The sequence below is a fragment of the Frigoribacterium salinisoli genome (assembly GCF_054781095.1).
Window position 1 is genome coordinate 60,244 of record NZ_BAAGVB010000007.1, and the last position, 25,127, is coordinate 85,370.

Genomic DNA, 25,127 nt, shown 5'->3' on the forward strand with positions numbered 1-25,127 from the left:
CCCGAACTGCGGCCCCCACGCCCCACAGGCAGCACTTCGGGTCACATGGATCTCCCTGCGGCGCCGGACGAGCACGCACGCACGCCAGCCCGACCGGGCCCTCGCCAGCCCGCCCGCACGCCCGGCACACACATCGATGTGACCCGAACTGCGGCCTCGGCCTCCCGCAGGCAGCAGTTCGGGTCACCTCGATGAGCGGGCGCGCCGCGCGCGGCCGCGCTCAGCGCCGCGCGGCCAGGAGGTACGCCACGCTCACGAGGTCGCCCCCGACGAGCAGGTACCCGGTCCCCGCCCGCCCCGTCCGCGCACACCCGGCACGCCCGGCCCGCCCGGCCCGCGAGCCCACGGCGCGCCCGGCCCGCGCACGTCCGGCAGGTGCGGCGAGCGACAGCACCGTGCCGACGGTGTTGACGAGCAGCCCGGTGACCAGGAGCCTCCTGACCGTGGGCCGGGGTGCCCGGCCGACCGCGACGTCTCGCTGCAGCTCCCGCTCCGCGACCCCGGCGAGGGCGAGGCCGACCACGGCGACGAGCGCGTCGCCCCGGGCCGAGCGGGCGAGCACGGGGTCCGTGGTGCGGTCGAGACCCCGCAGCACGGCCCGCAGCACGAAGGCCGACACGTGCAGCGCGTCGACGACGCCCGCGGCACGGAAGGCCAGGAGGCGCGAGGCCGCCCGCCGGTCCGTCACCCCCGCCTCCTGCCCACCCGCTCGCGCGTGAAGGCGAGCACGGCACGGCCGACGTCGGCGGAGTGCGAGTGGACGAGGTTGTGGACGGCGCCGGGCACCTGGACGACGGTCCCGTCGGGGACGAGGTCGCGGAGCTGCTCGGCCCACCGGGCCGGGGCGACGGGGTCGTGCGCCCCGCGCACCACGAGCAGGGGCACCTCGAGCCCGGCCAGCCCCTCGGCCGTGCCGTAGCGCAGCATGGAGCGCACGCCGAGGCCGAACGAGACCGGTCCGGCGCGGAGGTAGTCGCGGGCGACCATCGCCCCGGTGAGCGGCCGCTCGCGGGGCATGTCGCGCAGCAGCCGCACGCCCTGGTGCGCAGCCGTCGCCGCGGCGGGGTCGACGACCGGTCCGACGAGCACGAGGCCCTGGACGAGCTCGGGCCGTTGCCGCGCGACGTCGGTGGCGACCTCGGCGCCCAGCGAGTGCCCGAGCACGACGACGGGACCGGTGCCCGCCCCGCGACCGTCGAGCCGGGCGGCGATGCCGTCGCCCACGGCGCCGGCGAGCTCCTCGATGGTCGGGCGACGGCGGGCGCCGCGCGCGTGTCCGTGACCGGGCAGGTCGGGGGCCAGCACGGTGCCCTGCTCGGCGAGCACGCGGGCGAGCCGGCTGAGGGAGCGGTGCGAGAGGCCGACGCCGTGCACGAGCACGAAGGTCGGCGCGTCGGAGCGGTCCGCGGGCCCGGCGACGCGGTACCAGGGCAGGGAGAGCTCGTGCGGTGCGATGGCGGACCTCCGGGGGCGGCACCACCTGGGGGGCGGCGCTCGGACCCGAGCGTAGCGTCGGGGCATGACCACCACCGATCGTCAGACCACCATCGCCATCGTCGGGGCGGGCTCCGGCCTGGGCCTCGAGACCGCCCGCCGCTTCGCCCGCGAGGGCTTCGCCGTCGCCCTGATCTCGCGCCACCAGGGCCGGCTCGACGAGCTCGCCGCGACCCTGCGCGCGGAGGGCGTCACCGCCGAGGGCTTCGCGGCGAACGTGCGCGACCAGGTGTCGCTGCGCACCGCGCTCGAGCGGGCGACCGAGCAGCTCGGCCCGATCGAGGTGCTGCAGTACAGCCCCCTGCCCGCCAAGGAGTTCATGCGCCCCACGCTCGAGACGACCGCCGACGACCTGGTCGGCCCCATCGAGTTCTCGGTCTACGGCGCCGTGACGGCCGTCCGTCAGGTGCTGCCCGGCATGCGCGCGCTCGGGCGCGGCACGATCCTCTTCGTCAACGGGGCGAGCGCCGTGCGCCCCATGGACCGGGTGACCGGCACCTCGGTGGCGTTCGCCGCCGAGAGCGCCTACGCGCAGCTGCTGCACGACGCGGTCGCGGCCGAGGGCGTCCACGTGGCGCAGCTCATCATCCCGTTCGGCATCGACGACGGGCAGGACGACCACTCCGGCGGCGCGCTGGCCGAGCGCCTGTGGACGCTGCACGCCGAGCGCGACGAGTTCCGCACGTACGCGGAGCCGCTCGCCGACTGACGACGATCCGGGGCGGGCAGGAGGTGCGCCTCCTGCCCGCCCCGCGCGTCGCCCCCGGCGCGCGGTCGGTAGCCTTCCGTCGAGGCGCACGGGCGCCCGCGACGACGAGAGCGACCATGAGCACGAAGAGGACGCCGGTGCCCCGGCCCAGCAGGCAGGTCTCGGTGCCGCGCGGACGGTTGGGACGCGAGAACCCCCGGCAGCCGCGGACGGTGGCGCTGCAGGGCGGCGCCCGACGGCTCGTGACGCTGCCCGCGTTCCGCGTCGGCTTCGTCGGCACGCTCGGGGTCGGCCTCGCGCTGGCGCTCATCGGGGCGTTCCAGACCATCTCGCTCGTCGTCACCTACGTGGGCGTCGCGTACTTCTTGTCGCTCGCGCTCGAGCCGGTCATCGAGGTGCTGCGGCGTCGGCGCATCCGCAGGCCCGTCGCGGTGGCCCTGATCTTCGGCGTCACGGTGGTGCTCGTCGCGGCGGCGGTGCTCGTCGTGGCCCCGCTCGTCGGCAACCAGCTGCTGTCCCTCGTGCGGCAGGCGCCCGGTGCGATCCAGCGCCTCACGCAGCAGCCCTGGGTCGCCGACGTCACCGCGCAGTTCGGCCTCGACGCCTCCCTGGAGGGGCTGGTCAACGGGGCGACGGACTTCCTCCGCGACCCGCAGCACCTGGCCTCGGTCGGCGGCGGGCTCGTGGCGCTCGGGTCGGGCGTCGTGGACGGCGTCGTCGCCGTGTTCGCGGTGCTCGTGCTCACCATCTACCTCACCGCGACGATGCCGCGCGTGGTGCGCAAGGCCTTCAAGCTCGTGCCGGCGTCGCGCGCCGACACCTGGCGCCCCGTCTACGAGGAGATGACCACCTCGGTCGGTCGCTTCGTCGTCGGGCAGGTCACGCTCGCGGTGATCAACGCCGTGCTCGTGTGCGTCCTGCTGCTGGTCTTCGACATGCCCGGCGTCGCGCTGCTCACGGTGGTCGCGTTCATCGGGGCGCTCATCCCGATCGTCGGCACGGTCGTCGCGGCCGTCATCATCATCGGCGTCGGACTGCTCACCTCGCCGCCGGCGGCCATCGCGATGGCGATCTTCTACCTCGGCTACCAGCCGCTCGAGTCGTACGTGCTCACCCCGAAGGTCATGGCGCGCGCCGTGCACGTGCCGGGCTCGCTCGTGCTCGTCGCGGTCCTCGCCGGCAGCGCCCTCGGCGGGGTGCTCGGGGCGCTCGTCGCGGTGCCCGTGGCGGCGTCGGCGACGGTCCTCATCGACCGCATCGTCGTCGTGCGGCAGCGCCAGCACTGAGAGCCGGGGGGGGCGGCCGCGGCTCCCGCCCCGGCCCGGCCCGGCCCCGGCATCTCCTCCCGCCCGTGTCGGAAAAGGCGACCTGCGCGGGGCGACACGCCGACGACGGGCCCCCTCGCGGCCGATCCCCTGCACGCTTGTCGCGTTCGGCGCGGTGACGACTGCAGGAGACCCGACCCGGTGAGGTCCGGCGTAGCCGGGACGGGCCGGGTCGGAAAAGGCGACCGGCGCGGGGCGACACGCCGACGACGGGCCGACTTGGGGACCGATCCCCCTTGCGGTTGTCGCGTTCGGCGCCGTGGCGAGCGCAGGAGGCCCGGCCCGGCCCAGCGCAGGAGGCCCGGCCCCGACGCAGGAGGCGCACCCCGCCCAGCGCAGCAGGCGCACCCCGCCTCAGCGCACGCGGCTCGCGCAGCCGCCGTCGGGCCCGCAGGCCTCGGCGAGGGTGCGGGCGATGCCGCCGAGCTGGCGCACCTGCGCGGCGCTGAGCTGGTCGAAGACGAGCTCGCGGACGCGCGCGACGTGGCCGGGTGCGGTCTCGACGACCTTCTGCATGCCGGCGTCGGTGAGCACGGCGAGGGTGCTGCGGCCGTCGTCGGGGTCGGGGGCGCGCTCGACCCAGCCCTGGGCCTCGAAGCGGTCGATCACCTTGGACAGGCGGGGCAGGGTGCTGTTGCCCTTGCGGGCGAGCTCGCGCAGCCGCAGCCGCCGGTCGGGTCGTTCGCTGAGCACGGCGAGCACGCCGTACTCGAAGTGGCTGATGCCGGCGTCGCGCTGCAGCTGCACGTCGAGCGCGGAGGGCAGCCACATCGACAGCGAGAGCAGCGGGCGCCAGGCGGCGTCCTCGGCCTCGTCGAGCCAGCGCGCACCGTCGTCGTCCATGCTCCGAGACTACCCGGCAGCGACCCTATTCACTTGACAAGGCAACTACTTTGCGCGCACCCTTGACCGGTCGGAGCGCAGCCGCTACGCGCCCCCTCGAGAACGGAACCCGCCATGACCCTCGACGTCGCCCCTCCTGCCGCCCTGCCCGAGCGCACCGCAACGGGCCCCGGGACCCCCGCGCCGCTCGCCGCCGCCCGGGTCCGGACGCGCGTCACCGTGCCGCTGCGCTTCGGCGACGGCTGGTCGACGTCGGCCGAGGTGACCACGTTCGACGGCCTCGTCGACGGCGCCGAGCACCTGCTGCTCGCCCTCGGCGACTGGCAGGGTGCGCTCGACCGGAGCGCGGAGGGCGGCGAGGCGCCGCTGGTCCGCCCGCACAGCGAGTGCCTCACGGGCGACGTGTTCGGCTCGGAGCGCTGCGACTGCGGCCCCCAGCTGCGCGAGGCGGTGGAGCGCATCGCCGGGACGGGCGGGTTCCTGCTCTACCTGCGGCAGGAGGGGCGCGGCATCGGCCTCTACGCCAAGCTCGACGCGTACGCGCTGCAGGACGCGGGCCTCGATACGTACGAGGCGAACGTCGCCCTGGGCCGCGGCGAGGACGAGCGCGACTACCGGGCCGCCGCCCAGATGCTGGTGGCGGTCGGGGCGGACCGGGTGCGCCTCCTGAGCAACAACCCCGACAAGGCCGCGCAGCTCGCGGAGCACGGCGTGACGGTCACCGAGCAGGTGCCGACGCACGTGCACCTGTCCTCGTCGAACGCGCGCTACCTCGCCGCGAAGCGCGACCACACGGCGCACACGCTCGACCTGGGCTGAGGGCCGCCCCCGACGAGCGCGGGCGGGCAGGAGGCACGGCACGGCCCGGCAGGAGGCGCGGGGCAGGAGGCGCGGACGGGCCCGGCCGCAGACCCGTCGGTCGTGCGCAGGCCCGTCGGTCGTGCGCAGGCCCGTCGGTCGTGCGCAGGCCCGTCAGTCGTGCCAGGTCGCCGTCGGGCGGCGGGCAGGCCGGACGGGCTCGACGACGGTCCCGTCGGAGAGCGCTGCGGCGACGGTCTCGGTGCGGCCGAGGGAGTCGCTGAGCGTCCAGGCGCCGGCGACGGCGCCGAGGGCGGAGATCGGGAGCGCCATGACGCTCGTCCAGGGTGCTCCGACGAGGACGGCGGCGAGCACGATGAGCACGGCTCCCGTGCCGAGCAGCAGCTGCGCGAGGAGCAGCGGTGGCGTCGCGGCCCGGGTGAGCTGGACCAGGCGGTCGAGCGTGTCGGTCGTGGCGGCGTCCGCGGTGACGGTGTCGTCCTCCGCGAGGCACCCGGCGAGGAGCCCCTCGTCGAGGACCCGCACCCGTCGGAGGCCACGCTGTGCCCGACGGGCCCGGGCCAGGCTGGTGACCGCGGCGGCCAGGGCACCTACGCCGGCCCCGGTCAGCCCGCCCGCGACTCCTGCCCGCACGACGCCGTCCTCGCCGAGGTAGGTGACGGCCACCGCCGCGACGCCGACGACGAGCACGCCGGTCACCGCCGCGAGCACGAGGGCGGTGCGCCGCGGCAGCACCGTCGGCAGGCCGGCGACGAACGCCCGCCACCCTCGTCTGCGCCACCGTGCGGCGGCGTCCTTGCCCATGCCCCCGAGGCTATCGGGGGCGTGGGGCGACCACCGGGTGATCGTGGGCGCCGACGGGTGGTGCTGCGCGCAGGGGGCACCCCGAGGCCGCCGTCGCCACGCCGACCGCCCCGCCCCGCCGCGCCCCGCCGCGCCGCGCCGCGCCGCGCCGCGCTCAGCGCCGCAGGGTGTCGCGCGGGTACTCGCCGAACCGGGCCGCGTAGACGGCCGAGAACCGCCCGAGGTTGCCGAAGCCCCAGCGCCGGGCGACCTCGCCGATCTGCACCGAGCCCGGCGCCGCGGCCAGCAGCTCGTGCCGCACCTCGTCGAGGCGCACGCGGCGCACCAGCTCCATGGGCGACAGCCCGAGCTGCGTGCGCATCGACTGCTGCAGCGTGCGGGGGTGGAGACCCGCGGCGCGAGCCACGACGTCGGGCGTGAGGGGCTCGGCGGCGTGCTCGTGCACGAAGTCCACGGCCGCGCGCAGGCGCCCGGCCCCCGCGTGGCGCACCGCCCGGGGCACGTCGCGCACCCGCCACGGGAACACGTCGAGCAGGGCGTGCACGAGCCGACGCTGCGCCTCGAGCCGCAGCAGCGGCGAGGCGGCGGGGTCGACCACCGGGCTCGTCGACGCGGCGAGCGCCGTGCGCCAGGCGACCAGGGCCTCCTGCGCGGTCTCGGCCTCGCGCTCGAACACGACGAGCTGCGGGGGACCGTCGTGCCGCTCCGCCGCGGTCGCCTCCAGGAACGCGGCGTCCACCTGCACCACCTGCTGCCGGTGCGGCGTCATGACGAACGAGAAGGGCCGCTCGGTGGGCAGCAGGAACGGCGTCGCCCCGGTGCTCCTGAAGCGTCCGCGGCCGTCCGACACCACCGTCGACCCCTCGCGGAACCAGGTCACGGCGTACCGGTCGAGCCACGGGACGGTCCCCTCCAGGTGCGCCGTCAACGTGGTCGCGTGCAGGGTGAGCCGCTCGTCGCCGCGGACCACGGTCCGGAACTCCGTCCGCTCGTCCACGGCCCTCGCGACGAAGCCCGTGCCGCCCCAGCGTCGCTCCAGCCACCGGCGCGCCGCCTCCAGGTCGTGCTCCTCGGCGACCACCTGGGCGAAGCGACCCGGCCGGAGTCCCGTGAGGCCTGCCGGGTCGGCTGCGCTCCGTGTCGTCATGCGTGGTCCCTTCCGTGCCGCGGGCCCCTCGGGCAGGGCGACCGCACGCACACGTCAGTCAGGACGAGTCGACGGGGCGGTTCGTCACGGATCCGTCCTGGCGGATCTGCCGGAGCTGCCGTCGACCGCCCTCGCGCGGGGCCCTGCCGCCCTCCCGGGTCGCGCCCCGGGCCTCCTGCCGGGCCGCCCTTCGTCGTGCGGCCATCGCCGGGACGGGACCGACCGTCACGTGATATGCACGAAGCACGGTGCCGCCGGCGCCGCCGCCGCGAGCCACCGGGAGGTCGACATCAGCAGCCCCGACGCCCCCGCGGAGCTCTCCGACGCGACCCTGGCGCTGCGGGCCGGCGACGGCGACGTGGTCGCCTTCGAGACGGTCGCCCGACGGCACGGACCGCTCATGCGCGTGCTCGCGAGCCGGCTGCTCGGCACCGACGCCGAGGCGGACGACGTCGTGCAGGAGGCGTTCCTCACCGCCTGGCACCGGCTCCCCGACCTCGACGAACCCGAGCGGCTGCGCAACTGGCTCATGCGCATCGCCACCAACAAGGCCATCGACCGGCTCCGGACGCGGCGCGACCACGACGACGTCGACGAGCACGAGCGGGCGGCGTCGCCGGCCGGGGCCCCGGACCGGGTCGTCGAGCACCGGCTGCAGCTCGACGCGGTGTGGCGCGCCGTCGACCTGCTCCCCGTCGACCAGCGACGGTGTTGGCTGTTGAGGGAGATCGCGGGCTGGTCCTACGCCGAGATCGGCGAAGCGCTCGGCCTGACGACCTCCACGGTGCGCGGGCAGCTCGCCCGCGCCCGACGGTTCGTGCTGGGCGAGATGGAGGCATGGCGATGACGTCCCCCGACGACGCCCTGCCCGGCGACGGCCCGCCCGACGCCGACCTGCCCGAGCGCGCCGACCTGCCCGAGCGCGCCGACGCGACCGCGAGCGCCGACCCGACCCCCGGCGACGCCGAGCGCGACGGCACCGACGCCGTCGACGGCGTCAGCCTGGAGGAGCTCGGCGACTACCTCGACCGTGGCCGCGAGCCGCGCGACCCGCGCATCGAGGGCTCCCCCGCGTGCCGCCTCGCCCTGCAGGCCCTCGAGGGCGTCGCCGCCCTCTCGCGCGAGTCGTTCGAGCGCGAGGCCGCGCGCGAGCCGCACCGCGACGACGCCTGGATCTCCGGCCTGCTCGACCAGGTCCGCCGTGAGGTCGTCGAGGGCCGTGCCGTGCCCGTGCACGGCCCCGACCCGCTCACCGAGCTCAGCACGAGCGAGGCCGCCGTGCGCGGGCTGCTCCGCCGGGTCGGCGACGAGGTCGACGGGGTCGTCGTGCGCTCGACCGAGCTCGACGGCGCGATCGACGAGCCCGGCGCCCCCGTCATCGTGCGCGTGACCGTGTCGGCGCGCTACGGCCTGGCCCTCGACGAGCTCGCCGACCGGCTCCGCGGCCTCCTGGGGGCGGCGCTCGAGCAGCACACCGAGCTGCGGGTCACCGCGGTCGACGTCCACGTCGACGACGTGCACCTCGGCCCCGACGACGGGAGCACCCCGTGAGCGACGCCCGTGCCGACGACGCGACGCGCGCCGACGACGACCTGTCGCGCGACCTCGCCGACGCCCTGCGGGACGTCCCCGGCGTCGTCGACGTGTTCGACGCACGGCCGCTGGTCCGGGCCGCCGTCCGGGTGCTCGCCGCGGAGCTCGCCCCCGACGAGGAGGCCGCCGCCGGACGGGCCGCGCTCGTCCTCGTGGAGCGCTCCGGCCAGCGCGTGACCATCACGGCGCACGTCGCGACCGACCTGGCCGCCTCGACGCCCGAGGTCCTCGCCCGGGCCGCCGCGGGCCTCCGGTCGGCCGTCGCCGCGCGCGAACGCGGGCACGCCCCCGACGCCGAGGTCGTCGTGCGGGTCCGCTCCCGCCTCATCGAGCCCGCGGCCGCCCCCGCCTGAGCCGGCACCCGGTGCGGTCGCCCGGCCCGGCGCCCCGGGCGGGCCGGGCCCGCCGGCGGCAGTCCGACCGGCCCCGGTCGGACGCTCAGTCCAGGCGGGCAGGAGGCACGGAGTGGCCCGCGAAGGGCGCGGCCCGACGCTCGAACTCGGCCCGGTCGGCCTCGGGCAGCAGGCCGTTCGCCCCGTAGGAGAGCGTCAGCGAGCTCGGCTCCCAGCCCGCCTCCGTCGCGACCGCGTTCCGCTCGGCGAAGGTGCCCTCGGCGTCGTCCTTCGAGAGGTCCGTGAACCCGAACGACAGCCACTGCCCGGCCGGCCCCTCGATCATGCCGTCGACGAGCACCTGCTCCTCGTACGTCGCCCCGCCCAGCGCCTCGATCCGGTCCTCGCGCGGCTGCGGCCAGCGGTCCTCGTCGAGCACGGGCTCCGACCAGCCGTGCCGCGCGGCCACCTCCCCCAGGACCGCGATCACCTCCTGCTTGTCGGCCCATGCCTCCGGCACGCTCGTCGTCTGCGGTGTCGGCAGGTTGACGGCGCGCAGCAGCGACGGGCCGCCCCAGCCGTTCTCGACGGGGAAGACGACGTCCGCGCCGTCCTGGACGGCAGGAGGCGCGGCCCAGGTGAGTCCCGTCCGCTCGGTCACCGCCTCCTGCATCTCGGCCACCATCGCCTCGCCCTCGGCCAGGCCCTCCTCGAGCGTGGGGCCGTCGAGCACCTCCTCGACGGTCGACTCGGCCCGCCCCGGGTGCTCGGCCCAGTGCAGCTCGACCTCCTGGCCGTCCGCACCGGTCGCCGTCGTGACGACCGGACGCGGCACGAGCAGCACCACCAGCACGGCGAGGACCAGCAGCGGGACCCCCAGCGACAGGCCGAGCACGAGCGCCACGGTCCGGCGCGAGCTCGCGACCGCGCCGCCGCCCTGCCCGGGCACGACGCCGACCGGGGCCGTGCCGTCGACGTCGCGCTCCTGCGCCTGCCCTTGCCTTCGCCCTCGTGCCATGTGCTCCCCCTCGTCGACGAGTCTCGTGCAGGGGCGGGGCGGCCGCGTCCACCGCGCGGTGGAGGAGGTGTCCGCCCGGGGAGGGGTCCTCCCGGGGAGGGCACCGACACCCCGACACCCGACGCGCGCTGTGCGGCCGACGCGGCGCCGCGGACCCTTTCGGCTCCGGCGGGTCGGTGGCGGGGCCGCGACGGTCACGCCGGGGGTCGTCCGAGCCCCGGGCGGCCTGGTGGCGGGAAGGTGGCCGGGCACTCCGTCCTGGCCCCCTGAGGGTCCCACCGGCGAAGATGGTCGCGGGAAGGGGACCCATTGGACGACCGACCAGGACCACTGCGCACGCGCCTCGGGCTCGTGCTGCTGCTCTCGGGCCTCGCCGCGCTGACGCTCACCGCCCCGATGACGACGAGCGTCGTCGAGCCGGGGTCGCCCACGGTGCTCCTGCCCGTGGCCCTCGGGCTGCTCGTGGCGTTCCTGCCGGGCCGCATCCGGCCCGGCGAGGGCTGGGCCCGGGGGCGCGTCGCGACGGTGCCCGGCGTGCTGCTGCTCGTCGTGGCGGTGCCGGTCGCCCTGCTGGGGCTCACCTTCGGCGTCGGCGGCGCGACCGCGTGGGCCGTGGCGGCCGCGCTCGTGGTCGCCCTCCTCGCCGTGGTGGCGGCCCGGCTGCCCAGGCCGCGCGCCGAACGGTGAGGGCGCCCGCGCGACGCACGCCGACGGCGGGCGGGAGGGGCCTCGGCCAGGAGGGCGGGCCTCCTGCCGGGCGCCTCGGTAGGGTCGGGGCACCAGCAGCACACGACGACGGGGGACGGCGATGACGTACGGACAGGACCAGGGCCAGGACGGTCAGCAGCAGGGGCAGCAGTACGGCGGCGCGCCGCAGGCACCCGGGTACGCACCCACCGCCGAGCAGCAGCAGCGCCCCTCGAAGGGCTTCGAGATCGCCGGCTTCGTGCTGTCGTTCTTCGGGATCCTCGCGATCGCCGGGCTCGTCATGAGCACGATCTCGTTCCGTCGCCTCGGCCGCGCCGGTCAGCCGCGGGGGCTCGCCCTCGCCGGCATCATCATCTCGATCGTGGTGCTGCTGCTCACGATCGGCGGCATCGTCGCCGGCGTCGCCGGCGTCTCCGCCGTCGTCGAGGCCTGCGGCGAGCTCGGCCCCGGCACCCACGTCGTCGACGGGGTCACCTACACCTGCGGCTGAGCCGCGTGCGCCGGGCCGCCCTCGCGGGCGGCCCGGCTCCCGGGCTACGGGGTCGTGACCCGAGCGGCCACGGCCTGCAGGGCCAGCCCCTCGCGCCACCGGGCGAGGTAGGAGGCGAACCCGGCCACGTCCTCCTGCACCGGCTCGACGACGTGCACGGCGTCGCCGCCGAAGACGGTGCCGTCGAGGTACTCGGACAGCGACGTGCCCTCGGCCTCGTCGAGGTACGCGGCGAGCACGGCCATGCCCCAGGCGCCGCCCTCGCTGGCGGTGAGCCGGAGCGCCACGGGCACGCGCAGCGCGGCCGCGAGCAGCTGCTGCGGGGCGCCGGGGGTGCGGAAGAGCCCGCCGTGGGCGAGGATCCGGTCGACGGCGACGCCCTCGCCGGCGAGCACCTCCATGCCGACGCTGAGCGTGGCGAACGCGGCCTGGACCTCGCTGCGCACGAGGTCGCCGAGCGTGAAGCTGCCGCCCGGCGAGCGCAGCAGCAGCGGGCGGCCGTCGTCGACGCCCGCGACGGGCTCGCCCGAGAGGAAGTTGTACGACAGCAGGCCGCCCGCGTCGCCGTCGGCGGCGAGCGCCTCGTCGAGCATCGCGGCGTAGACCTCGTCCATCTCGAGCGGGTGGCCCGACGCCTCGGCGAAACGGGCGAACACGCGCGCCCAGGCGGCGATCTCGCTGGCGCCGTTGTTGCAGTGCACCATCGCCACGGCGTCGCCGGAGGGCGTGGTCACCACGTCGAGCTCGGCGTGCGGGGCGGCCAGGGGCTCCTCGAGCACGACCATCGCGAAGATGCTCGTGCCCACGCTGACGTTGCCCGTGCGGGGAGCGACGGCGTTCGTGGCCACCATGCCGGTCCCGGCGTCGCCCTCGGGCGGGGCGAACGGGACGCCCTCGCGGAGGGTGCCGGTGGGGTCGAGGAGCCGCGCGCCCGCCGCGGTCAGGCGTCCGGCCTCCTGCCCCGCGACGAGCACCTCGGGCAGCAGCTCGGTGAGCGTCAGGTGCGGCGCCCGCTCGGCGATCAGGCCCTGCGCGACGCCGAGCATGCGGGCGTCGTAGTCGCGCGTCGCCGGGTCGATGGGGAACACGCCGGAGGCGTCGCCCACGCCGAGCACGTCGCGCCCGGTGAGCGCACGGTGGACGTGACCGGCCAGGGTGGTGACCGAGACGAGGTCGGCGACGTGCGGCTCGTCGTCGAGGACGGCCTGGTACAGGTGCGCGATCGTCCAGCGCAGCGGCACGGCGAAGTCGAGGGCCGAGCTCAGCGCCTCCGAGGCGGGGCCGGTCGACGTGTTGCGCCAGGTGCGGAAGGGCACGAGCAGCTCGTCGTCGGCGTCGAAGGCGAGGTAGCCGTGCATCATCGCCGAGACGCCGATCGCGCGGTAGGTCTCGGGCAGGAGGCCGTACTGGTCCTCCACGTCGCGCACGAGGTCCGCGTAGCAGGCCTGCAGCCCGGACCGGACGTCGTCGAGGGAGTAGGTCCAGCGCCCGTCGACGAGCTCGTTCTCCCACTCGTGGCTGCCCGAGGCGATCGGCACGAGGTGCTCGTCGACCAGGGAGGCCTTGATGCGGGTGGACCCGAGCTCGATGCCGAGCGTCGTGCGCCCCGCGCGGATGCTGTCGGTACGTTCCTGAACGCTCAAGGTCGGACTCCTCTGTTCGATGTGAGCGCTCACATCATACTGCCGGGCACCGGAGGCCACGAAAGGGCCGATCTCGTGGGACCCTTGACGCAGCACGACTGCCTCGAGGCGAGGAGATCGTGCGCCAGGCCACGCCCTCCGTCACCGCACCGGTGCCCTCGGGCGGCACGGGCCGAGCGGGCACGACCCGCCTCCGTCGCCGCTCCCGACCTCCGCGTGCGTGACCCGCACCGTCACGAGCAAGGACATCCATGACCCAGACCAAGCACGCCCTCGACCTCAAGAAGCCCCAGCCCCTCAAGCGCGGCGCCATGCGCATCACGCCGCTCGGCGGCCTCGGCGACGTCGGCCGCAACATGACCCTCTTCGAGCACAAGGGCAAGCTCGTCGTCGTCGACTGCGGCGTGCTCTTCCCGGAGGAGACGCAGCCCGGCATCGACGTGATCCTCCCCGACTTCACGCCGCTGCGGGACCGCCTGCGCGACGTCGAGGCGATCGTGCTCACGCACGGCCACGAGGACCACATCGGCGCGGTCCCCTACCTCCTCAAGGAGCGCCCCGACATCCCCCTGGTCGGCTCCAAGCTCACGCTCGCCTTCATCACGGCGAAGCTGCAGGAGCACAAGATCACCCCGAAGACCGTCGAGGTCGCGGCCGGCGACCACCACCAGGCCGGCCCCTTCGACCTCGAGTTCGTCGCCGTGAACCACTCCATCCCCGACGGCCTCGCCGTCGCGCTCCGCACGAGCGCCGGGCTCGTCCTCCACACGGGCGACTTCAAGATGGACCAGTTCCCGATGGACAAGCGCATCACCGACCTCAACCACTTCGCCCGCCTGGGCGACGAGGGCGTCGACCTGTTCATGACGGACTCGACCAACGCCGAGGTGCCCGGCTTCACGACCGCCGAGAAGGACCTCGGCGCGGCCATCGACCGCGTCTTCCGCGAGGCGCCCAAGCGCATCGTCGTGTCGAGCTTCGCCAGCCACGTGCACCGCATCCAGCAGGTGCTCGACACCGCCCACAAGCACGGCCGCAAGGTCGCGTTCGTCGGCCGCTCGATGGTGCGCAACATGGGCATCGCGTCCGACCTCGGCTACCTGAACATCCCCGACGGCCTCGTCGTCGACCTCAAGCAGCTCGGCAACCTGCCCGACAAGAAGGTCGTGCTCATCTGCACCGGCTCCCAGGGCGAGCCGATGGCCGCGCTGTCGCGCATGGCCAAGCGCGAGCACATCATCAAGGTGGGCGAGGGCGACACGATCCTCCTGGCCAGCTCGCTGATCCCCGGCAACGAGAACGCCATCTACGGCGTCATCAACGGGCTCATCCGCTGGGGCGCGACCGTCGTGCACAAGGGCAACGCCAAGGTGCACGTCTCCGGCCACGCCAGCGCCGGCGAGCTCACCTACTGCTACAACATCGTCAAGCCGAAGAACGTGCTGCCCGTGCACGGCGAGTGGCGCCACCTCGTCGCCAACGCCGAGCTCGCGGTCCAGACCGGCGTGCCGGAGGACCGGGTCCTCGTCGTCGAGGACGGCGTCGTCGTCGACCTCGACCGCGGGCGCGCCAGCGTCGCCGGCCGCATCCCCGCGCCCTACGTGTTCGTCGACGGCCAGACCATCGGCGTCGCCACGGAGGACGCCCTCAAGGAGCGCGTCTCGCTCGCCGAGGAGGGCCACATCACGGTGCTCGGCATCTTCGACGAGGGCACCCAGAAGCTCGTCGAGCCCATCGAGCTCATCACGCGCGGCTTCGTCGAGGCCGCCGGCTGGGAGTCGCAGGCCGAGGAGGTCGCCGAGAAGGCCCTCCAGCAGGCCACCTCGCGCGGCAAGATCGACGGCGAGGCCGCCGAGCAGGCCATCGAGGACGGCCTGAGCCGCTGGTTCCTGCGCCGCCACCGCCGCACGCCGGTCATCACGACCGTCGTGATCGACGCCGACTGACGTCGCGCACGTCCGCACCGCAGGAGGCCCCCGGCACGCGCCGGGGGCCTCCTGCGTCGTCCGCCTCCGCCTCCGCTGACGCCTCCGCCCCCGCCTCCGCCTCATCGCGGTGCTTTCCTCGCACCACGGTGCGAGAGAACGCACCGCGGTGCGAGGAAGGCACCGCGGTGCGCCCGTCGCAGAGCGGCGCGGTGCACCCGCGACACGACGCGCGGGCGCCCGCGGCGCGGTGCACCCGCCGCCGGTCAGGCCCGGGACCGCCCGCGCGGGGCGTCCGGACCGCAGCCGCAGGAGCGGCGCAGCACGAGCGCGGCCGGTTCGACGACGGTCGTGGTCGTGCCTCCTGCGGGCGGGTCGAGCAGCAGCTCGACGGCGCGACGGCTCATGGCCGCCAGGGGCTGCTCGACGACCGTCAGCGGAGGGTTGAGGTAGGCCGTGTCCGCGGTGCCGTCGAACGAGACGACGGCGACGTCGCGGGGCACCTCGAGGCCGAGCTCCCAGAGGGCGTGCAGCACGCCGAGGGCCTGGAGGTCCGAGCTGCAGAAGACCGCGGTCGGTGGGGTCGCCGTGTCGAAGAGGCGCAGGCCCGCGCGGTGGCCGCCCTCACGGGTGAAGGGCTCGCGGGCGATCGGCCCGTCGACGAGCCCCGACTCGCGTGAGCCGTGCAGCCACCCCCGCTCGCGCTGCTCGGCGTCGCCGGCGTGCTCGCCGATGACGAGCGCCACCGAGCGGTGCCCGTGCCCGGCGAGGTGCCGCACCGCGTCGGCGGCGCCCTCGAACGCGTCGACGCCGACGCTCGTGAACCCCTCCACGTCGCGGAACGTGTTCACCAGCACCGTGGGGATCCCCTCGAGCGGCAGCGCGGCCAGGTCGTGCCGCCCGAGGCCGGTGACGAGCACCAGGCCGTCCACCTGCCGCGACGCGAGGTCGACGATGTCGCGTCGTTCGGACTCCTGCTCGGACCCGCTGTTCGCGAGCAGCAGGCCGTAGCCGCGCTCGAGCGCCGCGTGCTCGAGCGCCACGGCGAGCTCGCCGAAGTGCGGGTTGTCGATGCGCGGCACGACGAGGCCGAGCAGCCCGGTCGAACCCTTGCTGAGGGCGCGGGCGGTCGCGTTCGGCCGGTAGCCGAGGGCGCGCACGGCGTGCAGCACGCGCTCCCGGGTCGCGGGTGCCACCGGACGCGGGCCGCCGTTGACGACGTAGCTGACGACGGCGCCCGAGACGCCCGCGTACCGCGCGACGTCGGCCCGGGTGACCCGACCGGCAGGAGGCGCGGGCCGGCCGCCCGAGGAGGGTCCGGCCTCGTCGAGGGGTGCGCCGTCGTCGGGTGCGGCGGGCGCGGTGTCGTCGGGCGCGGTGTCGTCGTGCACCAGGCACCTCCTCGTCGCGGGCCCGGGCGGGCGGGTCAGACACGGATCCTATCCAGCCCGGCCGGGGCGGGGCGGGCTGCCGTGGCGGGGCGGGGCGGGCCTCCTGCGGCACCGCGGTGCGGATCTGGCACGGCGGTGCGAACGTTCGCACCGGGGTGCGAGAAAGCCACCGCGATGGCGCGCGCGGCCGCCGTGCGCGGCAGCCGCAGGAGGCCCGCCCCGGCGGGTCAGGCGCGCGCGGCCGCCGTGCGCGGCAGCGGCTCCCCGACGGCGACGGGTGCGTCGCCCAGGTCCGGCACGGCCAGCCGGGCGCCGCCCTGCTGCGCGGACCGGTGCGCGATGATGCCGGGCAGGGTGAGGCGGGCCGCGACCCAGGCGTTGACGGGCGGGAGGGTGCCGTCGACGGCGGCGCGCACGAAGTCGTCGACCAGGAAGTGGTGGCTGCCCTCGTGGCCCGTCGGGAGGGCGAGGAGCTCCTCGGGGAGGCGCTCGACGTCGTGCACGGCGGCGAGGCCCGACACGAACGACTCGCGCAGCTCGGGGGCGATGTCGGCGAGGGAGGGGTCGTCGAGCGACATCGTCGGCACGGTCCTCAGCTGCTCGCTGACGTCGGTGACGTCGTGCTTGTCCTGCCAGAGCGAGACGGTGGCGAGCTGCTCGAAGCTGGCCTCGGTGCCGAACCAGCGGAACCGCGACTCGCGCAGCTGCGACGGGTAGCCGACGCGGCGCATCTCGGCGAGGCGCACGACGCCGCCGTTGTCGAGCTCGAAGAGGGCGATCGCGTTCGAGAAGTCGTTGCCGAACTGCGACACCTCGGTGTCGAAGACGCCGTCGCCGAGCTGGTCGCGGATGCCCGTGCAGCTGACGCTGACGACGTGGCCGGGCACGCCGCCGAGCACCCCGCCGAGGCCGTGCGTCGGGTAGTGCATGGGCGGGAACGACGCGGTGGCCTTCCAGTCCTCCCCGCCGCTGTAGCGGTAGGCGTCGTAGAAGCCGAGGTCCATGTCGTGCAGGTAGTCGCCCTCGGCGTAGACGATGCGACCGAAGGCGCCCTCCTCGACCTTCGCGCGGGCGAAGACGACGGCCGGGTTGTACCAGCTGGTCTCGCCCATCATGTAGGTCAGGCCGGTCTCGGTGACGAGGTCGACGATCTCGCGGATCTCGTCCTCCTCGAAGGCCATGGGCACGGCCGAGTAGACGTGCTTGCCGGCGCGCAGGGCGGCGGTGACGAGGGGGCCGTGCGTCCAGCGCTGGGTGAAGATCGCGACGGCGTCGACGTCGGAGGCGAGCAGCGCCTCGAACGACTCGACGGTCTCGCTGCCGTCGAGCTGCTGCGCGAGCTCGGCGGCGCGTTCCGGCAGGAGGTCCGTGACGACCGTGCGGGACACGTCGGGGTGGGCGGCGAACATCTTGGTGAAGTGGCCGGCGAACTGGCCGGCTCCGACGATGCCGAGGGAGAGCATGGGCGACCTTTCGGGACGGAGCCGCGCGCGGCTCGGGGTGGGCCCGATCGCGCCGGGGACGGCGTCCGTCGCGGCGTCGCGATCGTGGTGGGGCGAGTCTGGCAGGGTCGCAGCACTCAGCGCAACCCGGGTAGACACGTTCAGACGTCGCACTTAAGGGGGGAACAGGGGCACGCGCAACGCGAGTAGAACACCGAGCCGGGACGCTCCTCCTGCGGGCGGGGCGGCTCCGTGCTCAGTCGTCCGACGCCTGGGTGGCCCGGAGCGCGGCGCGGCTGCCGACACGTGCGGCGTAGAGGACCACCACGAGCATCACGGCGCACCAGGCGAAGAGGATGCCCACGAGCACCGGCGTCGGCAGCGGCAGGAGGGCCGCGACCAGGCCGCCGACGATCCCGGCGACGCCGACGAGGACCGTCGGCCGCTCCGCACGCCGGTGCGCGGCCAGCCACGCCTCGTCGCTGGCCAGGGTGCTCGGGATCCGGATGCCAGCGATCGCGTTGCGCCCCAGGCGCCCCGACGCGGTGGCACGGGCCATCCACACGAGCAGGAGGCCCGATCCCGCCATGACGGCGAACAGCACGATCCGCAGCAGCAGCTCGTCGCCCATGCCCTCGACGCTAGGCGAGGATCGCTCCGACGACCAGGAGCGCGACCGCGACGTGGCCGACGAAGGTCGCGAGGACGAACAGCACGATGCCTCCCACGAGGCCGCCGGTGGTCCGCTTCCGGACGAACAGGACGCCCAGGACGACGAAGATCGCCGCCAGCAGTGCCAGGAAGACGCCGATGCCCACGCGTGCCCCCTCGCTCGAGGTGACCACGCTACCCGGTGCACTGAGAGATCGTCACATCACGGCTCGGCGAGGAACCGGCGCAACCCCTCGACGACGAGGTCGTGGTCCTCCTGCGAGGTGAGGCCGGAGGCCGTGATCACCGCGACGACGCCGGTGCCGGCGACGCGGATCGGGAACGCTCCCCCGGTGACCGCGTACTCGTCGGCGGGCCAGCCGGCGGTCGTGACGTCGGTCCCGGCGGCCGCGTCGCGTGCGGCGACGAGGGCGCTGCTCTGCTCCATGCGGGCGACGACCGCGGCCTTGCGCTGCACCCACTGCTCGTGGTCCGGGCGCGTGCCGGGCAGCGACGTGCGGTACAGGACCAGCCCCGGCCTCCTGATGTCGACGACGACGGGGTGGCCGCCCTCGACGGCCAGGGCGGTGACGATCTCGCCGAGGCGACGGGCGTCGTCGTGGTCGAAGGCGGGGAGCACGAGCTCGGCCTCGTGGGCCTCGAGCTCGGCGACGGTGGACTCGGGCACGGGGGCCTCCTGCGGTCGGCGTCGCCCGGGACGGCGGCGTCTGGTGACACCGTAGCGGGGGCGGGGGTCTACCCTCGCGGCATGGACGACGAGGCACCCGAGACCGAGACGACCGTCGTGCGCCTGTTCGTCGACCACGCCGCGTCGCCCGTGTGGTTCTCAGAGCCGCGCGACTGGGACGAGATGGGCTTCGACGCCGATCTCACGGACGACCTGCGGCGGTGGGACGCGGAGTGGTACTCGTCCCGTGACCGCGAGGACTTCGAGTGGATCGCGGACGAGCCCGAGATCGAGCACCGCCGCCGAGGGGTCGCGCTGGCGCAGCGGATCACGGACGCGCTCGGGGCACCGTTCGTCGTCGAGGTCGAGGCGACCCACAGGGTGGCGCCCGACGGAGGCCCGTGCCGAGAGCGCGTCTCGTCCGAGCAGGAGGCGACGCAGCCGCGGGCGGCCGCGCGGTTCCGCGCGTGGGCGCAGGAGGCGCGGGCCGAGCACGCGAGGATCAGGGCGGCCGTGGCAGACGGCGGCGGCAGGTGGGTCGCGTACGCGCCGCTGTCGGGGCACACGTTCGAGCCGGGGCTCGGGTCGACGGGAGACTGAGCGCGGCGCGGGCGAGGATTCCGGCGCGGGACGACCGCTGCCCGGGGCCTGTCCCCGCCCGCGACCAGGAGCTAGCGTGTCCTGATGCGACACTCTTGGGGCTGGATGGGCACGCGCACGCCGTGGCGGTTCCGCGTGGTGGTCGTGCTGGTCGCCTTCGCCCTCTGGGCGGTGGGCATGGCCCTCGACCAGCGGCCCCTCTTCTCCGGGCTGAGCGTGGGCGTCGTCATCGGCGGGAACGTGACCTTCATCGCGTGGGCCGCGTGGCAAGAACGCCGACGGGCTGCCGTGGACGACCGATCGCGGATCGGCGCACCTGACGGGGGCGACGGCCACGGGGCGCCCCGATAGGTCCAAGGCGGCACGACGCCCGCCCGTAGCCCTCGGCACCGGCGACCGGGCGCCGGGTCGACCAGGATGCCCCGGTCGAGCCGGACGCCCTGCGACCAGGGGTCGAGGGCGTCCGGCCCGGCCTGCCGAGCGACGTCAGGGTCGGTGGAGCTGAATCTGGTCGAGCTCGGCGAAGCCCGTCCCCTTGGTGAACGCGATCGTGTTGGTGCCCGCCCTGAGGGTGACCGTCTTCTGGGCCCACCCGAAGCGACCCCAGTTGGCGGTCGGCGCGTAGGAGATGGCGGAGATCGCGCCGCCGTTCACGGACACGCCGTGGGTGCTCGCCGTCCCGCTGCCGTTGTCGTAGCGGACGTTCATCGTGTAGGTGCCGGTGGTGGCGGCCGTGACGGTGAACTGCACCTTGCTGGTGGCGTCGTTGATGTTGCCCACCTTGGCGCCGCCGCTCGCGTCGACCTGCGTGACGGTGCTCGTGTCGGTCCGCGTCGCCGCCTCGGCCTCGTACCGTTGCGCGTTGATCGGGATCGACCCGACGCGGATGTCGTTGTACGTGGTGCGGAGGTTCTCGACGTTCGTCGCCTGGTAGATCGTCCGGCCGTCGGCACTCGAGTCGAAGCCCTGCGCGAAGCCGCTGAACGTGCCGCCTTCCGTGTCGCGGGCGTCGTAGGTGACCGCGTAGGGCAGCGGCTCCCAGGTGCCCGCGCCCTGGTTCCGGTTGACGGCGAAGTTCTGGCCGCCGTCGATGGTGCCGGTGCTGTCCAGCGACCACTTCGACGACACGACGACCATCCCGTTCGGGTTGCCGTCCTCCGGCACCCAGCGCACCTCGGGCGAGGAGCCGATCCCGCGACCGTCCGCGAACGCGAGCTTCGTCCCGATGCTCGTCTCCGGCGTCCAGGTGAGCCCGTCGGGCGACGTCTTGTAGTACACGGGCGCCGTGTTCTTCGACTGGCTGGGGCGGTTGACGACCTCGAACGTCGCGATGTAGTTGCCGTTGGGGACGCGGGTCACGGTGATCATCCCCGGCCGGTCGCTCCTGTTCGTCGGTGCCGACACGTTGACGAGCGGCCCCCAGGTGGCTCCGCCGTCGGTCGATCGCCGGTAGCTGATCGCCTGCAGCACGCCCCTCGCCTTCTGCCGTTCGTCGGAGAAGTACGTGACGAGGCCGCCGTTCGCATCGACTGCGACGGAGGGCTCCCAGACGGTCGTGGTCGTCGATGTCGGGCTCGGGTCGTACGTGGCGGGTCCGCCGGAGTCGACGGTGCTGACGAAGGACCACGTCAGGCCCCGGTCGAGGCTCTTGTAGAGGACGAGTCGGCTGCTCGACCTGTCCGCGGGCATGATCATGCCGCTCAGCAGCAGGGTGCCAGCGGGCATCGACCCGATCTGGATCGGCGTCTCGTACAGCGAGGGCTGCGCCGTGCGGGTGAGGGCCGGGAACTGGGCGCTGGGCCTCACCGCCGCGACCCGGGACCACGAGGTGCCGTTGTCGGTGCTCCGGTAGATCGGGTAGACCTGCACGCCGTTCTCGAGCACGAGCTGGTCGAACGTCACGAACTGCTGCCCGTTGGCGGCGCCGCTGTTCTTGAGGACGATGTTCTTGGCATAGGTGGTACCTGCTGCGCGGCCGCCCTCGGGGTTGAAGGAGGTGCCGGCGGCGGGCGAGTAGACGAGGGCTCCGTTGCCGGTGGTGACGGCGTTCGCGGGGCCGGGTGCCGGTCCCACCAGGGAGACCAGGAGGGCGGCGACGGTGGCTGCGGTCGCGAGGGCGATCGTGCGACGTCGGCGCGGCGCCAGGACGGCGTCGGTGCGGAGGGACATGGTGCTCCGTTCGGTAGGGGGTGGTCGTGGTCGTCGAGGTCGCGCAGGAGGCACGACCGGGCGGTCGGGCCTCCTGCGCCTCGCCTCCTCAGGAGGTGGTGGCGAGGGGGGAGGAGCTGATCAGTGCCTGCGACGGCCCTGCCGTGCGCGCCGCCCGTGCCTGCCGGGCGAAGGCGTCGGCGACCGGGTTGCGGCGGCGGTCCAGGCCGCCCGTGCCGTCCTCGACGAGGTCGAACAGCCCCATCGTCAGGAGGTGATCCCGCCGGGGTGCGTCCGTGTGGCGCCAGGTCCACTCGTACATGTCGAAGAGCGGCCACCAGGTGTAGCCGACGACGGGCGCCCCCTCCGCGCGCATCTCGTGGACCAGCGCCACGGACTCGTCGAGCCAGGCCACCCGCTCGTCGACCGTGCCCGTGACGCAGGTCTCGGTGAGCATCACGGGCGCTCCGTAGCGCTCGGCGTAGGTGGTGAGCACGTCGCGCAGCCCCTCCGTGCCGGAGTCCTCGTAGGGCCGCGGGTCGGCGAAGCCGCCCCCGTGGTGCACGCCGCGCTCGAAGACCTCCGTCGAGTGCCGCGGGTAGTAGTTGACGCCCATCACGTCGGGCTGCACCGCGTGCTCGCGGAACCAGTCCAGGTCGGCGTCGGTGGCCCCGCCGGAGCGCAGCCGCCCGGCGAGCGGGTGGTCCGTGCCCACCCTGCCGGTGACGAGGTCCTCGACGAGGAACGCCTGGGCGCGGAGGCGCTCGACCGTCTCGCGGTGCTCGGGGGCGTCGACGTCGCCGACGTAGCGGATGCCGGCCTCGACGTGCACGAAGCGCGCGGCGTCGCCGAGCTCCGCGGCGATCGCGCGCTGCGTCGACACGAAGCCCTTCGCGAGGGCCGTGGCGATGCGCGCCGAGCCCTCGGCGCCCGTGAGGTACGGGGGCCAGTAGCCGTACTCCCCCGAGAACAGCGCGTGGATCACGGGCTCGTTCACGGGCGTGTAGTCCGTGGCGACGTCGCCGTAGCGGGCGGCGAACCGTGCGGCGTACTCGGTGACGTGCCGGGCGTAGTCGGGGTGGGCGAACTGGCCCTCGAGCCAGAGGGGGGTGCCGTAGTGCAGGAGGTCCACGACGGGCGTCAGGCCCGTCTCCCGGAAGCGCCGCATCACGCCGTCGACCCACGACCAGTCCCAGACGCCGGGTGCGGGGGCGACGCGGTACCAGGGCACGCCCCAGCGGAGCAGCTCGGCACCGACGTCGACGGCGAGGCCGAGGTCGGAGGCGTACCGGCGGTAGTGGTCGGTGAGCTCGTACTCGTCGATCGGGCGTTCGCCCGGTCGGGCCTGGGGGACGAAGGTGTCCTCGATGCCCAGGGCGAAGTGCAGTCGCCCGTCGGTGGACCAGTGCATGGTGCCTCGTTCCGTGGAGGTGTCGCGGGCGCGGTGCGCGCCGGTGGCGGGGATCACTTGAGGCCCGTGCTGGCGACGCTCTCGATGAAGCGCCGTTGCACGAGCAGGAACATGACCGCGAGGGGCAGGACGGCGATGAGGGCGCCGGCCATCATCACGCCCTGCGGGATGATCCCGCCGGGGCCGGTCAGGAGCGTCAGGCCCGACGTGATGGTGCCCATGCTCTGGTCGGTGGTGAACACCAGCGGCCAGAGGAGGTCGTTCCAGTTGTTGACGAAGGTGAAGATGCCCAGCGTGAGCAGCGCCGGCACGGCGTTGGGGAGGACGATGCTGCGGAAGATCCGCCACTCCGAGGCCCCGTCGATGCGTGCGGCGTTGTCGAGGTCGCGGGGCAGCGCCAGGAAGAACTGCCGGAGGAAGAAGATCCCGAAGGCGTCGGCGGCGCGGGGGGCGATGAGGCCGGCGAACGTGTTGACCCACCCGAGGTCGGAGACCAGCTGGTAGATGGGGATCAGCGTCGCCTGGAACGGGATCATCAGGCTGGCGATGATCACGATCAGCAGCACCTTGCTGCCCCGGAAGTCGAGGCGGGCGAGGGCGTACGCGGCGAGCGAGTCGAAGGCGAGCGCGAAGACCGTGACGCCGCCGGCGAAGGCGAAGCTGTTGAGGACGAGCCTGCCGAACGGGAGCTGGTCGAAGATCGCCCGGAAGTTGTCGAGCGTCCACGCGTGAGGGAACAGCGTCGGCGGGTAGGCGTTCACCTCGCTCGCCGGCTTGAAGGCCGTGAAGACGATGATGAGCACCGGCAGCAGCACGGACGCGGTCACGAGGAGCACGGCGGCGAAGCCGAGCCACCTCAGCGACGGGGCCCTGCGCGCCGCGCGACGGCGGGCGGGGACCACGGCGGGGCGGGACAGTGCGGTCACGAGGCGGTGTCCTCTCCGCGCTTGCCGAAGAACAGGAACTGCACGAGGCTCAGCAGCAGCGTCGCGAGGAGCAGCACGTACGCGAGCGCCGAGGCGAAGCCGATGTCGAGGTCCCTGAAGCCCGACTCGTACACCTGCATGACGATCGTCTCGGTCGAGCGGAACGGGCCTCCACCGGTGAGCACGTAGATCTGGTCGAAGGCCTGGAGGGCCGCGATGAGGGCGACGATCACGACGAAGGCCAGGGTGTTGCTCAGCATGGGGAACGTGATGTTCGCGAACCGCTGTCGGGCACCGGCCCCGTCGAGCTGCGCGGCCTCGTAGAGGCTCGCGGGGATCTCCTGCAGGCCGGCGAGGAAGATCACCATGTAGAAGCCGAAGCTCTTCCACACCGCGACCAGCACCACCGTCGGCATCGCGAGCGTCGGGTCCTGCAGGACGTTGCCGAGGCGGATGCCGACGATCTGGAGCCAGTGGTTCAGGAGGCCGATCTGCGGGTCGAGCAGGTAGGACCAGGCGAACGCGGCGACGGCGAGCGAGACGATGAACGGGAGGAACAGCGCCGACCGGAAGGCGCCCCGGAAGGGCAGGCCCGGGTGGTTCAGCACGAGGGCGAGCGCCAGCGCGACGGCGATGGCGACCGGCGTGAAGAGCACGGCGTAGAGGGCGGTGTTGCCGATGGAGCGCAGGACGTCCGGGTCGGTGAAGACGCGCTCGTAGTTCGCGAGCCCGATGAACTCCGGGTCCCCGAAGCCGCTCGCGTCGGTGAACGAGAGCTGCAGCGCCGACAGCATGGGCCAGAGGACGAAGGCCCCCAGGATGACGATCGCCGGGCCGAGGAACCCGACGATGGCGGCGCGGCGGCGGAACGTCCCGCCGATCGGGGCGCGTCCCCCGAGCGGCGCCGGTGGCCGGTACGGGCGACGGCGGTCGATCTGTGTCGTGGTCATGGTCCTTCTCCGTCGGGCAGGGGCAGGGGCGGGGCCGGGGCCGGGGCCGTGCGGCCCCGGCCCCGTCAGC

The 25,127-nt window shown here is 74.5% G+C and carries 27 protein-coding genes; 11 read left to right on the forward strand and 16 right to left on the reverse strand.

The window, feature by feature from the left end; genetic code table 11:
* Window positions 1–220 precede the first annotated feature (220 nt).
* Both ACYVHQ_RS13805 and ACYVHQ_RS13810 read right to left on the reverse strand, forming a co-directional pair.
* Window positions 221–688, reverse strand: coding sequence for a hypothetical protein (locus tag ACYVHQ_RS13805; protein ID WP_460514020.1), 468 nt, complete (start codon window positions 686–688; stop codon window positions 221–223).
* Window positions 685–1,521 carry an alpha/beta fold hydrolase gene (locus ACYVHQ_RS13810; RefSeq protein WP_460514021.1) on the reverse strand — a complete coding sequence of 279 codons (837 nt, stop codon included), beginning with the start codon at window positions 1,519–1,521 and terminating at the stop codon, window positions 685–687. The genes ACYVHQ_RS13805 and ACYVHQ_RS13810 overlap by 4 nt, the downstream gene beginning before the upstream one ends.
* Between ACYVHQ_RS13810 and ACYVHQ_RS13815 the strand changes: the two genes are divergently transcribed.
* Window positions 1,520–2,203 (forward strand): SDR family NAD(P)-dependent oxidoreductase, encoded by a 684-nt coding sequence (locus ACYVHQ_RS13815; protein ID WP_460514023.1) that lies wholly within the window; start codon window positions 1,520–1,522, stop codon window positions 2,201–2,203. The genes ACYVHQ_RS13810 and ACYVHQ_RS13815 overlap by 2 nt on opposite strands.
* A 116-nt stretch (window positions 2,204–2,319) precedes the next feature.
* A complete protein-coding gene (locus ACYVHQ_RS13820; RefSeq protein WP_460514025.1) occupies window positions 2,320–3,489 on the forward strand; it encodes an AI-2E family transporter in 1,170 nt (389 codons plus the stop codon).
* A gap of 393 nt (window positions 3,490–3,882) precedes the next feature.
* On the opposite strand, the gene ACYVHQ_RS13825 is transcribed toward ACYVHQ_RS13820, so the two are convergent.
* Complete coding sequence (locus ACYVHQ_RS13825; protein ID WP_460514027.1) at window positions 3,883–4,371, reverse strand: MarR family winged helix-turn-helix transcriptional regulator; 489 nt, start codon at window positions 4,369–4,371, stop codon at window positions 3,883–3,885.
* A gap of 114 nt (window positions 4,372–4,485) precedes the next feature.
* On the opposite strand from ACYVHQ_RS13825, the gene ACYVHQ_RS13830 reads away from it, so the two are divergent.
* Window positions 4,486–5,190, forward strand: a complete 705-nt coding sequence (locus ACYVHQ_RS13830) for a GTP cyclohydrolase II (RefSeq protein WP_460514029.1) — start codon at window positions 4,486–4,488, stop codon at window positions 5,188–5,190.
* A gap of 153 nt (window positions 5,191–5,343) precedes the next feature.
* Here the strand turns inward: ACYVHQ_RS13830 and ACYVHQ_RS13835 are convergent, their stop codons facing one another.
* The gene (locus ACYVHQ_RS13835; RefSeq protein WP_460514030.1) at window positions 5,344–5,994 is read right to left on the reverse strand and encodes a hypothetical protein; all 651 of its coding nucleotides are present in this window, start codon (window positions 5,992–5,994) and stop codon (window positions 5,344–5,346) included.
* Between the two features lie 154 nt (window positions 5,995–6,148).
* Entirely contained in the window at window positions 6,149–7,141 is a 993-nt protein-coding gene (locus tag ACYVHQ_RS13840) for an AraC family transcriptional regulator (protein ID WP_460514031.1), read from the reverse strand.
* 229 nt (window positions 7,142–7,370) lie between these two features.
* Here ACYVHQ_RS13840 and ACYVHQ_RS13845 point away from each other — a divergent pair, with 229 nt between their 5' ends.
* From ACYVHQ_RS13845 to ACYVHQ_RS13855, 3 genes are read left to right on the forward strand one after another with little or no spacing between them, the layout of a single operon-like run.
* Window positions 7,371–7,988, forward strand: coding sequence for an RNA polymerase sigma factor (locus tag ACYVHQ_RS13845; protein WP_460514033.1), 618 nt, complete (start codon window positions 7,371–7,373; stop codon window positions 7,986–7,988).
* Window positions 7,979–8,692 carry an Asp23/Gls24 family envelope stress response protein gene (locus ACYVHQ_RS13850; protein WP_460514034.1) on the forward strand — a complete coding sequence of 238 codons (714 nt, stop codon included), beginning with the start codon at window positions 7,979–7,981 and terminating at the stop codon, window positions 8,690–8,692. The genes ACYVHQ_RS13845 and ACYVHQ_RS13850 overlap by 10 nt, the downstream gene beginning before the upstream one ends.
* Entirely contained in the window at window positions 8,689–9,087 is a 399-nt protein-coding gene (locus ACYVHQ_RS13855) for a hypothetical protein (RefSeq protein ID WP_460514036.1), read from the forward strand. Before ACYVHQ_RS13850 ends, ACYVHQ_RS13855 begins: the two co-directional genes overlap by 4 nt.
* Window positions 9,088–9,172: 85 nt before the next feature.
* On the opposite strand, the gene ACYVHQ_RS13860 is transcribed toward ACYVHQ_RS13855, so the two are convergent.
* Window positions 9,173–10,084, reverse strand: coding sequence for a hypothetical protein (locus ACYVHQ_RS13860; protein ID WP_460514038.1), 912 nt, complete (start codon window positions 10,082–10,084; stop codon window positions 9,173–9,175).
* Between the two features lie 309 nt (window positions 10,085–10,393).
* Between ACYVHQ_RS13860 and ACYVHQ_RS13865 the strand changes: the two genes are divergently transcribed.
* Both ACYVHQ_RS13865 and ACYVHQ_RS13870 read left to right on the forward strand, forming a co-directional pair.
* Window positions 10,394–10,771, forward strand: coding sequence for a hypothetical protein (locus ACYVHQ_RS13865; RefSeq protein ID WP_460514040.1), 378 nt, complete (start codon window positions 10,394–10,396; stop codon window positions 10,769–10,771).
* A 121-nt stretch (window positions 10,772–10,892) separates the two neighbouring features.
* Window positions 10,893–11,282 (forward strand): hypothetical protein, encoded by a 390-nt coding sequence (locus ACYVHQ_RS13870; RefSeq protein WP_460514042.1) that lies wholly within the window; start codon window positions 10,893–10,895, stop codon window positions 11,280–11,282.
* A gap of 44 nt (window positions 11,283–11,326) precedes the next feature.
* Here ACYVHQ_RS13870 and ACYVHQ_RS13875 read toward each other — a convergent pair whose 3' ends face one another.
* On the reverse strand, window positions 11,327–12,925 hold the full coding sequence (locus ACYVHQ_RS13875) for a xylulokinase (protein ID WP_460514044.1): 1,599 nt from the start codon (window positions 12,923–12,925) through the stop codon (window positions 11,327–11,329).
* Between the two features lie 251 nt (window positions 12,926–13,176).
* Between ACYVHQ_RS13875 and ACYVHQ_RS13880 the strand changes: the two genes are divergently transcribed.
* Window positions 13,177–14,871 carry a ribonuclease J gene (locus ACYVHQ_RS13880; protein WP_460514046.1) on the forward strand — a complete coding sequence of 565 codons (1,695 nt, stop codon included), beginning with the start codon at window positions 13,177–13,179 and terminating at the stop codon, window positions 14,869–14,871.
* 245 nt (window positions 14,872–15,116) lie between these two features.
* On the opposite strand, the gene ACYVHQ_RS13885 is transcribed toward ACYVHQ_RS13880, so the two are convergent.
* From ACYVHQ_RS13885 to ACYVHQ_RS13905, 5 genes are all read right to left on the reverse strand, one after another.
* Window positions 15,117–16,241 (reverse strand): LacI family DNA-binding transcriptional regulator, encoded by a 1,125-nt coding sequence (locus ACYVHQ_RS13885; RefSeq protein ID WP_460514048.1) that lies wholly within the window; start codon window positions 16,239–16,241, stop codon window positions 15,117–15,119.
* Window positions 16,242–16,468: 227 nt separating this feature from the next.
* The gene (locus tag ACYVHQ_RS13890; RefSeq protein ID WP_460514050.1) at window positions 16,469–17,704 is read right to left on the reverse strand and encodes a Gfo/Idh/MocA family protein; all 1,236 of its coding nucleotides are present in this window, start codon (window positions 17,702–17,704) and stop codon (window positions 16,469–16,471) included.
* 235 nt (window positions 17,705–17,939) lie between these two features.
* Window positions 17,940–18,314 (reverse strand): SdpI family protein, encoded by a 375-nt coding sequence (locus ACYVHQ_RS13895; RefSeq protein ID WP_460514052.1) that lies wholly within the window; start codon window positions 18,312–18,314, stop codon window positions 17,940–17,942.
* Window positions 18,315–18,324: 10 nt separating this feature from the next.
* Complete coding sequence (locus ACYVHQ_RS13900; RefSeq protein WP_460514054.1) at window positions 18,325–18,501, reverse strand: hypothetical protein; 177 nt, start codon at window positions 18,499–18,501, stop codon at window positions 18,325–18,327.
* A gap of 56 nt (window positions 18,502–18,557) precedes the next feature.
* Window positions 18,558–19,022: a heme-degrading domain-containing protein gene (locus ACYVHQ_RS13905; RefSeq protein ID WP_460514056.1), complete on the reverse strand. Its 465-nt coding sequence runs from the start codon at window positions 19,020–19,022 to the stop codon at window positions 18,558–18,560.
* 81 nt (window positions 19,023–19,103) lie between these two features.
* Between ACYVHQ_RS13905 and ACYVHQ_RS13910 the strand changes: the two genes are divergently transcribed.
* Window positions 19,104–19,622: a hypothetical protein gene (locus tag ACYVHQ_RS13910; RefSeq protein ID WP_460514058.1), complete on the forward strand. Its 519-nt coding sequence runs from the start codon at window positions 19,104–19,106 to the stop codon at window positions 19,620–19,622.
* Between the two features lie 84 nt (window positions 19,623–19,706).
* Window positions 19,707–19,973 carry a hypothetical protein gene (locus ACYVHQ_RS13915; RefSeq protein ID WP_460514060.1) on the forward strand — a complete coding sequence of 89 codons (267 nt, stop codon included), beginning with the start codon at window positions 19,707–19,709 and terminating at the stop codon, window positions 19,971–19,973.
* A 135-nt stretch (window positions 19,974–20,108) separates the two neighbouring features.
* On the opposite strand, the gene ACYVHQ_RS13920 is transcribed toward ACYVHQ_RS13915, so the two are convergent.
* From ACYVHQ_RS13920 to ACYVHQ_RS13935, 4 genes are all read right to left on the reverse strand, one after another.
* A complete protein-coding gene (locus ACYVHQ_RS13920; RefSeq protein ID WP_460514062.1) occupies window positions 20,109–21,791 on the reverse strand; it encodes a CBM35 domain-containing protein in 1,683 nt (560 codons plus the stop codon).
* An 88-nt stretch (window positions 21,792–21,879) separates the two neighbouring features.
* Complete coding sequence (locus tag ACYVHQ_RS13925; RefSeq protein ID WP_460514064.1) at window positions 21,880–23,181, reverse strand: family 1 glycosylhydrolase; 1,302 nt, start codon at window positions 23,179–23,181, stop codon at window positions 21,880–21,882.
* 53 nt (window positions 23,182–23,234) lie between these two features.
* Window positions 23,235–24,107, reverse strand: a complete 873-nt coding sequence (locus ACYVHQ_RS13930) for a carbohydrate ABC transporter permease (protein WP_460514066.1) — start codon at window positions 24,105–24,107, stop codon at window positions 23,235–23,237.
* Window positions 24,104–25,057 (reverse strand): carbohydrate ABC transporter permease, encoded by a 954-nt coding sequence (locus ACYVHQ_RS13935; protein WP_460514068.1) that lies wholly within the window; start codon window positions 25,055–25,057, stop codon window positions 24,104–24,106. Before ACYVHQ_RS13935 ends, ACYVHQ_RS13930 begins: the two co-directional genes overlap by 4 nt.
* Between the last annotated feature and the right edge of the window lie 70 nt (window positions 25,058–25,127).